Source organism: Wolbachia endosymbiont of Chironomus riparius (assembly GCF_918315375.1).
In genome coordinates this window covers 175,043-189,264 of the sequence record NZ_OU906733.1, presented here as the reverse complement: position 1 = coordinate 189,264, position 14,222 = coordinate 175,043, and the positions used below count along the sequence as shown (strand labels likewise).

14 protein-coding genes and 2 pseudogenes are annotated in these 14,222 nt (G+C 29.8%); 3 read left to right on the top strand and 13 right to left on the bottom strand.

The window, feature by feature from the left end; all coding sequences use genetic code 11:
* Window positions 1-44 precede the first annotated feature (44 nt).
* Window positions 45-3,383: a DNA polymerase III subunit alpha gene (gene dnaE, locus NL275_RS00920; protein WP_253300132.1), complete on the bottom strand. Its 3,339-nt coding sequence runs from the start codon at window positions 3,381-3,383 to the stop codon at window positions 45-47.
* A 159-nt stretch (window positions 3,384-3,542) separates the two neighbouring features.
* On the opposite strand from dnaE, the gene NL275_RS00915 reads away from it, so the two are divergent.
* On the top strand, window positions 3,543-4,949 hold the full coding sequence (locus NL275_RS00915) for an ankyrin repeat domain-containing protein (protein WP_253300131.1): 1,407 nt from the start codon (window positions 3,543-3,545) through the stop codon (window positions 4,947-4,949).
* A 225-nt stretch (window positions 4,950-5,174) separates the two neighbouring features.
* Here NL275_RS00915 and NL275_RS00910 read toward each other — a convergent pair whose 3' ends face one another.
* Window positions 5,175-7,289 (bottom strand): hypothetical protein, encoded by a 2,115-nt coding sequence (locus NL275_RS00910; protein WP_253300130.1) that lies wholly within the window; start codon window positions 7,287-7,289, stop codon window positions 5,175-5,177.
* A 123-nt stretch (window positions 7,290-7,412) separates the two neighbouring features.
* Here NL275_RS00910 and NL275_RS00905 point away from each other — a divergent pair, with 123 nt between their 5' ends.
* On the top strand, window positions 7,413-7,556 hold the full coding sequence (locus tag NL275_RS00905) for a hypothetical protein (RefSeq protein ID WP_253300117.1): 144 nt from the start codon (window positions 7,413-7,415) through the stop codon (window positions 7,554-7,556).
* A 464-nt stretch (window positions 7,557-8,020) separates the two neighbouring features.
* Entirely contained in the window at window positions 8,021-8,263 is a 243-nt protein-coding gene (locus tag NL275_RS00900; RefSeq protein ID WP_253300129.1) for an LssY C-terminal domain-containing protein, read from the top strand.
* Between the two features lie 483 nt (window positions 8,264-8,746).
* On the opposite strand, the gene NL275_RS00895 is transcribed toward NL275_RS00900, so the two are convergent.
* The 11 genes and pseudogenes from NL275_RS00895 to NL275_RS00850 form a co-directional block, all read right to left on the bottom strand.
* Window positions 8,747-9,073: a hypothetical protein gene (locus NL275_RS00895; RefSeq protein WP_253300128.1), complete on the bottom strand. Its 327-nt coding sequence runs from the start codon at window positions 9,071-9,073 to the stop codon at window positions 8,747-8,749.
* A gap of 424 nt (window positions 9,074-9,497) precedes the next feature.
* Window positions 9,498-10,049 (bottom strand): ankyrin repeat domain-containing protein, encoded by a 552-nt coding sequence (locus tag NL275_RS00890; protein WP_253300127.1) that lies wholly within the window; start codon window positions 10,047-10,049, stop codon window positions 9,498-9,500.
* A gap of 67 nt (window positions 10,050-10,116) precedes the next feature.
* Window positions 10,117-10,269 (bottom strand): ankyrin repeat domain-containing protein, encoded by a 153-nt coding sequence (locus NL275_RS00885; protein WP_253300126.1) that lies wholly within the window; start codon window positions 10,267-10,269, stop codon window positions 10,117-10,119.
* On the bottom strand, window positions 10,247-10,447 hold the full coding sequence (locus NL275_RS00880) for a hypothetical protein (protein ID WP_253300125.1): 201 nt from the start codon (window positions 10,445-10,447) through the stop codon (window positions 10,247-10,249). Before NL275_RS00880 ends, NL275_RS00885 begins: the two co-directional genes overlap by 23 nt.
* Before the next feature lie 15 nt (window positions 10,448-10,462).
* A pseudogene (locus tag NL275_RS02685) lies at window positions 10,463-10,606 on the bottom strand (ankyrin repeat domain-containing protein); the annotation flags it as partial.
* Between the two features lie 175 nt (window positions 10,607-10,781).
* Window positions 10,782-11,258, bottom strand: a complete 477-nt coding sequence (locus tag NL275_RS00875) for a hypothetical protein (protein ID WP_253300124.1) — start codon at window positions 11,256-11,258, stop codon at window positions 10,782-10,784.
* Between the two features lie 8 nt (window positions 11,259-11,266).
* Window positions 11,267-11,671: an ankyrin repeat domain-containing protein gene (locus NL275_RS00870; protein WP_370107210.1), complete on the bottom strand. Its 405-nt coding sequence runs from the start codon at window positions 11,669-11,671 to the stop codon at window positions 11,267-11,269.
* Window positions 11,635-11,823 (bottom strand): hypothetical protein, encoded by a 189-nt coding sequence (locus NL275_RS02680; RefSeq protein ID WP_370107208.1) that lies wholly within the window; start codon window positions 11,821-11,823, stop codon window positions 11,635-11,637. The genes NL275_RS00870 and NL275_RS02680 overlap by 37 nt, the downstream gene beginning before the upstream one ends.
* A 227-nt stretch (window positions 11,824-12,050) precedes the next feature.
* Window positions 12,051-12,347: a hypothetical protein gene (locus tag NL275_RS00865; RefSeq protein WP_253300123.1), complete on the bottom strand. Its 297-nt coding sequence runs from the start codon at window positions 12,345-12,347 to the stop codon at window positions 12,051-12,053.
* Window positions 12,348-12,643: 296 nt separating this feature from the next.
* Complete coding sequence (locus tag NL275_RS00860; protein ID WP_253300122.1) at window positions 12,644-12,874, bottom strand: hypothetical protein; 231 nt, start codon at window positions 12,872-12,874, stop codon at window positions 12,644-12,646.
* A gap of 218 nt (window positions 12,875-13,092) precedes the next feature.
* A pseudogene (locus NL275_RS00850) lies at window positions 13,093-14,119 on the bottom strand (quinone-dependent dihydroorotate dehydrogenase).
* Window positions 14,120-14,222 lie beyond the last annotated feature (103 nt).

The following is a 14,222-nucleotide window of genomic DNA, read 5'->3' as shown; positions in this document are numbered from 1 at the left end:
TCTTTCCTTAAATGCTTGTAAATAATTTATTATATAAAACTTTTTTACACAAGCAAGTTATTTGTATTAATTTCTACGTCTTTAACCCAAGTAAAATTAGACATTTTTTGAATAGTATGAAGCGTAATTAAATAAGTATCGGGTAATAATAACGTTACTTCATGGTTTTCAAGAATGAACTTTAACAGAATTTTAGTTTGTTTACCATTTTCTAATATTGCATGTAACTCAATAGCAGCTTTTTGTAGATCAATATAATCAATAGTCAAAATCAGCTCTTTTATGCTAGAGGTCACTTCATCTTGGAAATCAAATATGTTTCTACCTATTAATCTTGTATTATTACTTGAAGTTTCAAGCTCAACTATTACAAATGCTCCTGGAGAAAACAAACCTCCCTTTTTCTCTATTATTTCATTATTATAAAATGCTATTTCAGAAACATTAAATGGATCTGAAAGCGTTATTATTATAAATCTTCCATGTTCTGAAGTCCTAACACGTATATTCAATATTACTCCTGCTGTTCTTGTGGTATGGTCTTGACCAATAAAGCCAATATTTAATTTTCTTAAAAAAAATCTAAATTTTTCAAGTGGATGATTAGTTAAATAAAATCCTAATGCAAATAACTCATGCTCTAGTTTTTCTTCTTCATTAAAATCTTCAGTTATTGCTAATTTAGGCTTCAAATGATCAAAATTATCAAATAAAGCAGATTGTCTAGATTCTTTACTTTGCTTATTTTTACTTGCAAAGTAAAGAAGCGTTTCCATCGATTCATATAGTTGTTTTCTATTTTTATGTACACTATCACAAGAACCGGATTTTATTATGCTTTCTAATGCTCTTTTATTGACAATATAGCCTGAATTGCTAATGAATTCCCATATATCCTTATATGGATTTAAGCGTTCATTAACAACTACTTGTGACACAGACAGACCCACATTTCTCAGAGCAGCCAAACCATAACGAACACATTTATTTTCTATGGTAAATTCAGCTTTAGATTTATTTATATCAGGAGGAAGAACGGAGATACCTATGGATTTTGCTTCGTGACAAAATAAATTTAACTTATCTCTATCATCTGTATTTAAATTCATTAATGCTGTAAAAAACTCCAAAGGATAATTAGCCTTAAGGTAGGCTGTTTGATAAGATATTACCGCATATGCAGCAGCATGAGATTTATTAAATCCATAACCAGCAAACTTTGCTACTAAGTCAAATATGTAACTTGCTTTATCATGATCAACTCCATTTCTTTTAGCACCATTAATGAAAAGTTCCCGCTGCTTATCCATTTCTTTCTTTATTTTCTTACCCATGGCACGCCTTAACAAATCTGCTTCTGCAAGGCTATATCCAGAAAGAACGCGTGCTATTTCCATTACTTGTTCTTGATAAATTATTACCCCAAAGGTTTCTTTTAGTGCTTCCTTCAACAGTGGATGAATATAATCTGGCTTTTCAAGCCCATGCTTTCTTGCAATATAAGTGGGAATGTTATCCATAGGGCCTGGACGATAAAGTGAAATTAATGCAATGATATCCTCAATGCAATCTGGCTTGAGTTTTATCAAAGCTTCTCTCATTCCTGAACTTTCAAGTTGAAATACACCTATTGATTTTCCACGAGAAAGCATTTCATAGGTTGCTTTATCATTTAAAGGTAGAGAATAAACATTAAAAAATTTTCCCTTGCGATTAATTAAATTACAAACATGCTTTACTAAAGTTAATGTACCAAGGCCAAGAAAGTCAAATTTTACAAGTCCTGCTTTTTCAACGTATTTCATGCTATACTGAGTAATAGGCAATGATGAAGTGGCATCATAATATAAAGGAACGAAATTTTCCAAATTTTGGTCACATATCACAATACCAGCTGCATGAGTAGAAATATGCCGATATATACCTTCAAGCCTCAGTGATATTGCAAGAAGCTTTGCTATCACTTCATCACTATCACGTTCCTTCTGTAAATTTCGATCTAACTTAATTGCTTGTGATAAAGTAACAGGATTCACAGGATTAAATGGAACCATTTTGGAAATTTTATCAACCTGAGAGTAAGGCATTTGTAATACTCTACCAACATCACGCAGTACTGCCCTTGCTTGTAATTTACCAAAAGTGATTATTTGAGCAACATAACCATATTTTTTATGAACATAGTCAATGACTAAATCTCTTTTTTCTTGGCAAAAATCAATATCAAAATCAGGCATTGAAATACGATCAGGATTCAAAAATCTCTCAAATATTAACCCAAATTTTATCGGATCAAGTTCTGTGATTTGTAACACCCAAGCAACAATCGAACCCGCTCCAGAACCTCTTCCTGGTCCAACTGAAATATCATTTGCTTTACTCCAACGAATAAAATCTGAGACTATTAAAAAATAACCAGAATAGTTCATTGAAGTTATTACACTGAGTTCATAATTTAACCTATCATCATATTGTTTTAAATTTATACTATCGTCATTTGCAATACGAAATTTTAATCCTGAGATTGCTTGCTCTCTTAGTTCTTCATTTTCAGTTTTATTGCTTTTGCAAGGAAATTTAGGTAGAATGGGCTGTCTACTTATTGGCATATAAGAACAGCGTTGAGCTATTACTAAAGTATTATGAACTGCTTCAGGAATATCACTAAATAACTTCTTCATTTCTTTTGCCGACTTAAAGTAATGTTCAGTGGTGAATTTTTTTCTATTCTCTTCCAAAGCATAACTTCCTTCTGATATACAAGTTAGTATGTCATGAGCTTCATAATCAGATCTGTTCGCAAAAAATACATCATTTGTTGCAACAAGTGGAATATTATACTGGTAGGCAAAATCTATCAATTTTTCCTCCAATTCTAACTCTTCTCTTAATCCATGACGTTGCAATTCTACATATAAACGGTTTTCAAATTTTAATAACAACTTACGAATTATTTCTTCATCTTTTTTGAGCAAAAGCTTCGCTAATATTCCATCATGCCCTCCCGTTAAAGCTATTAATCCTATGCTTAAATTTAATAATTCATCAAAATTAACATAAGGAATATCACTATTACTATTACGTTTTTTAAAAGATTCACTTACTAAACTAACCAAGTTCATATACCCTTGCTGATCTTTTGCAATTAGCAATATAGGTAGATCTTGATCTAAACACTTAATGGTAATGTCGCAGCCTATTATTGGCTGTATTCCCTTAGATGCAGCATATTCTGCAAATTCAAGTGAGCCAAATAAGTTACCTAAATCAGTAATTGCAACCGCTGGCATTTTATTTTTCAAACAAAGTTCAATTAATTCTTCAATTTTTACTGAACTTTTCAGTAGTGAATAAACACTATGAAGACGCAAATGTATGAACATAAGAAATTTAAAATAAGTGATAAAAGAGTAACATCAATTTATTCGTGAAGACATAGTTTTACGATAAATTTTGAACAAATAATGATAAATTAATCATTTACTTGATAAGGCATACAATGTGTTGTAATATTAAGTATCACTCCTAATTTTATAACTATAATGTCTAATGATTTTAATACAATAAGAGATACTTTTCTTGCTGCGTTAAAAGAAGAAAACCTAAAAAAACTGAAACAGTTAGTTGAAAAATTAGTGAAATCTTACGAAAAGGTGCCACAAGAAGAAAGAAAAGAGTTTGGTATTGAAAGCTTGAAAATCTTTAATATGCAAAATTACAAAGGAAGAAATTTAATCATGATTGCAGCAGATTATGGAAGAGCAGATTTGTTGAAAAAATCATACCATATTCCTGAACATCTAACTGATGACGTATACTCGCCAAAAGAATTACAGGAAGTTTATAATCAGCGGATTTTTTCGTATATAGCAAAAGATACTCAAGGTAGTGACCAGTTCTTTAAAAAAGATAATGATAGTTATAACGCATTAATGCTTACAATAAATTCCGGTCATTCAGAATGTATTCGGTTTTTATTATCTCCGGAAACAGCGATTACCCTTAATCAAAAAGATAAACATGGGAAAACAGCTTTAATACATGCTATTGAAAGTGGTGATTTAAATTTAATAGAAGAGTTCCTAAGTGTAATGCAAGAAATACTTGGTGGAATAAATCAATATGATCCAAAATGTAAAATCACACTTGAGATCGATGATCAAACTGAAAAATATTTAAAAAAAGCTGTAGATCACAATGAAAATATTAAGCTTACAGTAACAAAATTTTTGAAAGAAATAAAAGAACATATTTTCATGCCATGTAAAATACCTTTATCATCACTAAAACGTAAAAATGCTGAGCAGGGTAATAAAATTCCTGATAAAAAAAGAAAATATGATTATGAAAATATAGAGAAAAAAACTCTGGAATTAATACAAAATTATACTAATTTGCTCAAACAAACAAAAAACTCTGTAGGAATTAACGGGTTAATGATAGTAAAAGAGTATAGTAATAATATAAAACAGTTAATTAAAAATTGTACAAACTTTACACCAGATCATAAAAGTAAATTACATAAAAAGCTGGAAATTTTAGAAAAAAAGCGCCGAGAGATTGGTAAATCATTACTAAAAAAACTTCTCAACCAGGCAAGTGAATCTGATTTAACTGATGAGAAAAAAGAAGAGATTCTCGGTGATATAGAAAAACTATTAATAGAAGCAAAAATTCAGATCTCTCAAGGCCTGATTTATAAAACACAGCAAAATATTATACTTGAAGCAATCGGCGTTGTTACAGCAAATACAATTAATTGTTCTAATAATGAGCATAATATACAAGAAGCACAGCATATTTCAAGAGTAGAAGAAGCACCAGCAAAAAGTAATTCTATAGATGAGCCTCGAAGTAATAAGAATCACTCAGTGCCAGAACAAAAGCTGCAGAAAATTCAATTGTGCCAAGTGAATTTAAATAAAACATCTGATCTACAAAAAAAATGAAGCGATGAGAACTTGTCTATAAACAGAGTATTGATTTTTATATACTTTTCACGATTTAGATAAAACAAATAGATAAATTTTTAAAAAAGTTAAAATATTTCATTAAAAAACTTAGCTAAAACTCCCAAATCAAAATGCGGTACCTTCTATGTTCAGAAAACCTTAAAATTTTGCCACAATTGCAAACTTACACTTCCAAATGCATATGAAAATTTGTCTTTATTATTATCTTCTACTCATACACATACCTAGCTGATTGACATTCACATTGCTCAACAAGGTACTATCAAATATTTTTATACCAGCTTCTATCACTTCATTACTCACCTCACCTTCTGCTAATACTTGATTTCTTTTCCATTTTATTTCTTCAATTATTGCCTGTAACAATTTCTTCGGTGCAGTGTTACTTTCCTTAACTACTCTTTCTACTACCTTTTCTTGACTATCTGCTACTATATCTCTTAGCTCTTCCTCATCAAGCTTTAATATTTCTCTTGTGAAAATTCCACTTACATTCCTAATTTGTTCCGCCTTTTGCTCTGCCTTCCTTCTTCCTTCAGCTAATTCTTCGATTCTCTTCGTACTTCTCTTATCTTTCGCTTTTATTATTTCCTCATAGTTATTTTTTGACCATTCACCTACATCTGTGCGATAACCAGGACCTGTAAATATTTTTTCCCACGCTGGATTCCATTCATATCCGGAGTAAGATTTCACTGTACGCACAATATACCTAAAACACCTACTTAAAAACATTGATTTTGGTAAATCATCATAATCGCTTAAAATCTCAAAAAATTTCTCATAAAGTTTTTTGAGATATGGATTTTTAGATTGTTTTGATTCTTCTTTTATTTCTAATAAGTAATCTATTATTACTCTATCATCTCCTGTGGCTATTGCTAAGTAACCAACTTTGACACATTCATTAAGTATAACATATGCATGTTCTCGCTCTTTTTTAGATACAGATTCACTACTAAGTAAAGATAATCTATGTCTAAATTTACTAAAATCACAATCATTGATGCAAGTTTGCAATAGACTTAAAAACTCTCTTTTACCCTCATCACCTATTTTATTGAATAATATTAAATCCTCTGCACTTTCTACAAAACATCCTTTCTCAGAAGGGATTTCAGAGACAACTTTCAGTAAATCTATTCCTTCCTTTCCTATCATAGGAAAATCAAATATTAACTTATGCACTTTTCTTATTATTGTAAAAATTGATTTATCTATTAGAGCGTTATATTCTCCCCCTAGCTGTTGCAGTTTTTCTTTTACTGTAATTGATTTTTGCGTTTGAGCATCTATAACGTAACTTGCTAGTAAAGATGCCCCATTAACAATCAATACACTGATTACATGTAAGCTAGGTTTATTTTTACTTGCCGCATATTCCATACAATCTTTGATAAGTTCATACCGACTATTTTTTATAACGTATTCCCTTATTCTTTCTCTTTTTATTTTAAACTTTTTTTCCAGTCCACCTTCTATATCATCAAATTCTTTATGTAATGGGTGATTTATAGTTTTATATGCGATACGCAACACATTTTTTATTAATTTATCATAAACCTTTTTGACAAATTCATTATTTTGTACTCTACTTACTATTTCTTTACTAATATTAGTTAGTATCGACCTCAATTTATTGTCACTACCTGTTAATTCATTAAGTTTTTTTGTCAATGATTGATGCAAAGAACTGATAGATTGACCATTTCTAATTCTCAATTGATATTGTTTCTTAATCTTCACACACATCTCACCATATATTTTTTTATAATTGTGTGATACATCTAATTTTAGTACAGGTTGTAAACAAAGGTCATTTTGAAATTCTTCAGTAAAACCTCTTACACACTTATTTCCTCCTGTATAGTCATCGCTATGGTAAGAATAAGGAATGTTATTTGCATCACACATGTCTTGTACATTAAAAACTTGATATTCATTTTCTACAACTTCATGTTGGAAATTTTTATATTTCTGTAGTATTTTCTGTTCTACTGCTTCTAACTCTTTATTTACTTTTTTAATAACAGCACTATCTCCTATTACTATATCCACATCATCGCAACAACCAATAAGATCTGCAAAATTTTTGTCTAAGATTTGTTTTTGTATGGCAATTATGTTGATAGGTAATTGATATTTTAAAGTTTGAATAACTCCTGTAACTTTATAAGAAAGAATGGCATTAGCAAGCCAATACCCAGGTAATTGAAGATGTTTCACATCTAACAATACTTGTAATAACTTAAGATCACTACTATCGATTGCTGCTTTTAGCTGTTCTATTAATTGTTGATCAAAAAAACTTGACATGCTCTCTTATACCAAATTAGTAATTTTCCATATTAAAGTAACTAATTTCAGTAAGCAAGCTTTTTATCTTACATTTCCTTTACTTTTTTTATAATTAAAACACTAGATTCACTGCAAAGAGTGGTGAAAATAAAAGAAAAAGATAGCAAAAAGGTATTTAAGATTTTAGTGGATGTGACAGAGCAGCAAATACAGAGAAAAAAAGATATAAAGAATAAAAAATCTTACTCTGGGAAAAAGAAAGTAAAAAAACAAAAATTATTATAGGAGAAAATGAGCAAATTTTATCTACATCAAAATCTTATAGAGGTCGAATGTTCAAATAAGAAAACAGGAAAATTAAAGATAGATAGCATAAAATACATCTGTGTTGGCAAAAACTGCAGTGTGATTCGTACACAAAGTACCAGACTAACAACTTAAGAGCAAAAGAAGATATATCCGTTGTTTTATACTATTTCCTAAATAAGAATTGCTAACTCTTATCAAACAACATTATACGTATGAAAACAAAAATCACACGTATAAGATATATATTATTCTTATTGTCATTTTATCATGCACATCATGCCAAGGATGGCACTTGATTGTATTTTCAATCTTCCTTATCGTAAAGGCTTCAGTTAGCACCTTGTACTACTCACATGCGCCATATTATTTACAAAAGCCTAATGCTATTATATATCAACTTCAATATGAGGCAGTACACGTAAACGTCATCACGTGAGATTTTGGAAATTCCAGCAAAAGAAGAAATTTGGGTAGGATCTGCATCATTTGACAAAAAAGTCAAATTTAACCGTAAAACTAAGAAATTTACTCATAAGATCAGTGCTGATGTAGGCAGTGAAAGAGATTTTATAGCAAATATCTTTAAACAACATGGGTTTGAATCAACGATTATAGACAACTTTCAAATGAGTTACATGGCTTCAGTGGAGAAGGTAATTATTACTATACTGACAGAAAATTAGCTTTGTTGAAAAGTAAAATTTCTAATATAAAAAAATAAGAATTATACATAACGACTAAGATTTATATTAATAAAACATCTGGTTCTTACAAATTAGAACTTGTAATAACCTATATTGAAAAAATTTTTATGATTATAAATTTATATCTATGAAATTATAATATAAAACTCATTAAGATTTAAGAAAAAAAGTGCGATATACCAACTTATAAGGTTTGTATTGTAGAGTTTATAGAAAACCGTTCTTTAATGTGATCTACAACTCACAGGTTTTGTTTCTTCTGTTACTTTATTCTGCCAATATCCTATATTACCTTTTTTTGCAGATATACAATCCGTATTTTTCACTCCTACACTTATTTCCTTTTGATCACAAAGACTTTTACTTTCTTTTGGTGTTTTGCATCAGAACAATTTTTCTCTGTAAAATGTTGCGATTTTTCCATTCTTTCAAAATATCCTTGTTTTATTGCATCAAAAACAGTCAAAACCTCCTAAACGACAATTTTTTTCCAATTTCTTCCTTTTTATTCATTAGTTGATTAACTTTTTCTTGATTATCAATTTCTATTTTCACAATATTTTTGTTTTGTATATCACGATATAACCTAACTCCTAATTCTCCTAAGCTAGTATTAAAAGTTAGTATAAAATCACCATTGTCTGAAATATCAGCATAATTTCTTGAGCCACTAGCCGTTTGTATTTGTAGTTCATTAGTACCTATTTTTATTACGCTATCACCACATTTTATACTTCCTTTAAATAGTTTTAGATTTTTTGCTTCATCTATAATTTGAGCCACTTCCACTATGCTACCCTTAGAGTATTCTATATAAAAGTCTTATTATTTACCTCTGCAGATATGAAATCGCCATTAAGTATAGCATTCTTTGCAATTTTATTAAAATCCATATTAAGCTCACTATATTGAGAATAGCCTTTAGTGCATTAGCTTTATGATTTTAAATTTAACTCCCACGTTATTGTTAATTTCTTCATAGCTTTTCCCATGAAAAATATTAGCCCCCTCTTTCTAATAATTTACAAATTATATTACTTGCAGCTTTAGGATTTTTCTCTAAGCAATTTAATTCTAATATTTTTTTCATTATAAGATCCATCAAAGGATCTCCTTCTCCGCTTAATTTATTCTAGATTTTAAAACTTGATTTAAAAACTTTCTCCCAATTTATCTAGGTTTTTAGCTTCTTTAATCCCGGACAAAAATTCATTTATTTCTTACTAAATTTTATCTTTTCTGGAGTGTTATTCAAATTTTTACAATCGCTTTCTGGTGCTGTACTTAGAGGCAAGACACTTGATACATTTTTAGCTTCACCTATTGCATCCATTTCACTAAATTCTTTTGAAAGATCGGGATAAAGATCTGGTATTTCTCCGACATAAGAACCAACTTGATCATAAAAACTATAATCAACAGGAGCACTAGGTGCAAATTCATCAACAGGTGCATTTGGTAAATTATTATCACCTTTACCACAAATCACTTGTTCTATTATATCTCTAATTCTTTTATCATTCATTATATCGGAAAACGGTGCAAGTTTCTCTACAATGTTATATGCTGTCTCTCTTTCTTCTTCTGTGCAGCTCTTATCATACACCTTTTTTATTGCAATATGTAAGGGTGTCAATCCTTTTTTATTAGCAACATTTGATTTTGCCCCCTGTGATAAAAATTGTGTTACAGCATTATCATGATTACTATCAGTAGCTATTGATATAGGTGTTGCTTTTTTATAACTAATAATATTATTTTCCAAATCTATATTAGTTATATGATGGTACTTTTTGCTATATTATCACCTTTAATATTAATAAAATTTTGCTCTATAACATTAATTTCTGATTTTGCAAATTTCCACATTCTAAATTAATATTAGCTCTATTTTCTAGAAAAAAATCTATTAAGTGCTCATTTCCATATTTGGCAGCTATATGAATTGGAGCTACTCCATTTCTATTCTTTGCATCTATATTCACTCCATGTTCTATAAGAAACTTTAAACATTCCTCTATCACATCCAAGTTTAACAGCGTGATGCAAAAGAGTATTTTCTTCATCATCTTCGGCACCGGAAATTAGCTTTACAGCTTCGTCTATATCTATCACCTCAACTCCATAATTATCTATTTTACGAGGCAAAAGTTTTAATAGCATTTTTAGACTTTTTGTTTTGATTGCATAATGCAATGCTGTATAACCATTTTTATCTCTTACATTTATATCCGCTCCTTTTTCTAAAAGTTTTCTAGCAACTTCAGGTCTAAAATTCTCAACGGCAAAAAATAGAGGTGTATTATTATTTTGATTTTTTATATTGACATCAATACCGTGATCAATTAGAGAATTTACTGCCTGAAATACATTTTCTTCGTTGATATAATCATCATCTACTGAAGGAAACTCCCATTGTGTTGGTTGAGACTATTACCATTATAGCGATTACATGCTGCATAATGTATAGCACTATTACCATAAACCATCTTTATCCTTATGAATAAGTTGTACTTGATGTAATATGTTCCCTTATTTCTTCACTTAAACCTGCAGTAGATCTTACAATATTAACTACTGCTACCAGCTCTTCTCTATTTTGTATTCCTAAATTGATATTTACTTCTTTATCTTCTAGTATTTTATCTAATATTTTTTCCATTTTTTCTGTATCACTTAGAGCTGCAGTAGTCAATAATGATTTTAGCTCTTGTTTGTTTTTTATATCTAGATTAATATTTACCCCTTTGTTTCCAAGTGTTTTATCTAATATTTTTTCTATTATTGATCCATAACTTGTAACTTTAGTAGTTGATGATGTTAAATCAACATCTTTAAGCAATGCAGTAGTCAATAATGATTTTAGCTCTTGTTTGTTTTTTATATCTAGATCAATATTTACCCCTTTGTTTCCAAGTGTTTTATCTAATATGTTTTCCATTATTTCTACTTTACTTATACTTGCCGCAGTCAATAATGGTGTTAATCCTTGTTTGTTTTTATATCTGTATTAATTCCTTTGTTTGTTAAGATACACTCCACAGCATATATCTCCTTACTATATAGTGCGCTATGTAAAGGTGTATTACCTTCAATATCTTGAATATTAATACTACCACCATTTACCTCACCTCTTGTCAACAATTCTATTGCAGCAACATAACCACTATCTGCAGCATAATGTAACGGAGTCCTCTTTGTATCATAATCTTGAATATCAGTTTTTGCTCCGTGTTTTAAGAGAATTTCTATTTGATCGTCTCTATTATGATAATCACACATAGAATGTAGTGGTGTTTTTCCATTTTCATCTTGTATGTTTGGATCAGCTCCTGCTTTTAAAAGTAAATCTAGAGATTTAAGCTCAGTAGCATTATCGTAATGCAGGGCAGCAAGATGTAACGGTGTGCTACCTTCATTATCTTGAATATTAATACCCCCTGTTTACCCTCGCCTCCTGTAAGTAATTCTATTGCACCAACATACCCATTATCAGCAGCATAATGTAACGGAGTCCTTCCTAGCTGATAATCTCGAATATTAGTTTTTGCTCCGTGTTTAAGAGAATTCCTATTTGATTCTCTTTTACATCACTACCACTAACGCAATCAACCATATAATGTAGTGGTGTTTTTTCCGTCTTTATCTTGTATATTTGGGTCAGCTCCTGCATTCAAAAGTAAATCTAAAATGTCACTATCGAGATCCGAAAATTTATGCAACATTGTATTATCTAGCTCTGTTGTTTTAGAGTTAATAATTGCTTTTAAATCAGGATCATTTTTATGAGTTTTAAAAATTCCTTAAGTTCATTAATGTTACTCTCATCATAATTATAATCTTTTAAATTCATCAATATGTTTAGTAAATTATAATACAATTCACTTTGATGTTCTGTTAATCCTATATTCTCTTCACTCATTAACTCAAATGAATGATCTGTGAAAGTTGAAATCTGCGATTGACTTTGGTACTGCGCTAATTTTGTTATATTATCTATGAAGGTGCTTGAAAATTTGTTGTCATCTTCATGTTCTGTTAACCCTATATTCTCTCCACTCATTAACTCAAGTGAATGATCTGTGAAGGTTGAAATCTGCGATTGATTTTGCTGAAACTTGCTAATTTGTTATATTATCTATGGCAATGCTTGAAAATTTGTTGTTTAAAAACCGCTCAAGTTAATTTCTGAAGCTGATCTTTCATCTTCCCAGGTTACACCTGTTTTTCTTTTCTGATTCTGATAAGGATAATCAAATTCTATACAACTCTTTGGACGGTTCTTTTTATCAAAGTTTATTGTTTTTTCCCAAGCGTTTTACTCCATTGCCAACGTTTTCTGTCTGCTCGTAGAATTCATCATCCACTTGGATTCTGGATTATCTTTGTTTTTCCCCAAGTTGAATCATTCTGTGTATAGTCCTCTCTAAAAGACTTATTTTCATATACCGTACAATTGTCAGCACTTTCTTGATTAGGATCTTTCTGAGAATTTAAGTTTTTTGAGCTTCCCCAAGAAGAAGACTCTGTTGATTTTTTATCAAGAATTCTCTTCTTAGAACCTTCAGATTTAATAATTGAATCAGTCATACCTCTAGCCTCTTTTTTTAATCAAAATGAATAAAAACCACACTTTTTAATTATGTATTCTTAAAGTTAATTTATAGTTAAATTAACATGTTGTAAGTTGATATTTTATACAATGCCAAAACAGTAATACAAGCTTCATAAAAGCAACAGTGATTTCTAATTTTATCACTCATAATGTATGTTTTTCTCTATATTAAATATGTACTAAAAATGAGTTCCTAATGTATACATCCAACTGCATCACTAACGTTATTAAATCCATCCCTCTTTAGCAATTCTACAAGTTCTAGGTTGATTTTTTTCACGACGCGAGGTCCATGATATATAAGAGCTGTATATAATTGTATCAAAGAAGCCCCTGATTTTATTTTTTCATATGGCATCAGAACCATTCGAAATACCTCCACATCCTATTAGCAATATTTTACCTTTAGTAAGCTTATACATATCGCTTAATAATTCAGTTGAAAGCTTAAATAATGGCTTGCCGCTTAATCCTCCAATTTCACTTTGATAAGAGTGTAAATTGTCTCTATGCACAGTGGTGTTACTAACTATCAATCCATCAATCTTATGTTCTAGAGTAAGTTCAGCTATACCTTCTTTTGTGTTTTGATCTATATCTGGTGATATCTTAAGTATAATCGGAGTAGTTATAGACATTTCATCAGTTAAACTACGAACAGCTTTTAAAAATTGTGATAATTCTTCCCTATTGTGTAAATTACGCAAATTGAGTGTGTTAGGTGATGAAATATTTAACACTAGATAATCGCTTTTGCCGTGTGTTATTTTTATTAATTTTATATAATCGCTAATTTTATCTTGTGATGTTCTATTCTTTCCTATATTTATACCAAAAACACAATCTTTAAGTGTAGTTTTACCTATTTGTTCAAGAAAATAGTCTATTCCTTTATTATTAAAACCTAATCTGTTGATCACTCCTTGATCTTTAATCAATCTAAATATCCTTGGTTTTTATTACCGTATTGAGGATTCAGAGTAACGGTACCAGTTTCAATAAATCCAAATCCAAGTGATAGCATAGGCTTAATGACTTCTGCATTTTTGTCAAAACCAGCTGCCAAACCTACAGGACTTTTTAGTTTTTTGCCAAAAAAATTTACAGTTAAAGACTCTGGTAATTCTATAGGGGTTTCTATATAGAATGTTTTTTAATGCTATAATTGCTAAAGAGTGAGAAATTTCAGGTGGTAGCAAAAGCAGTAATTTGTATAACATGATCTAATTTATTATGAAATATTATATGGTTACAAACTATAAATTTAAAAATGTTTTGCTTCAACCTTAAATCAAAAAAAAGATCTCACCATTTAAATAGAGT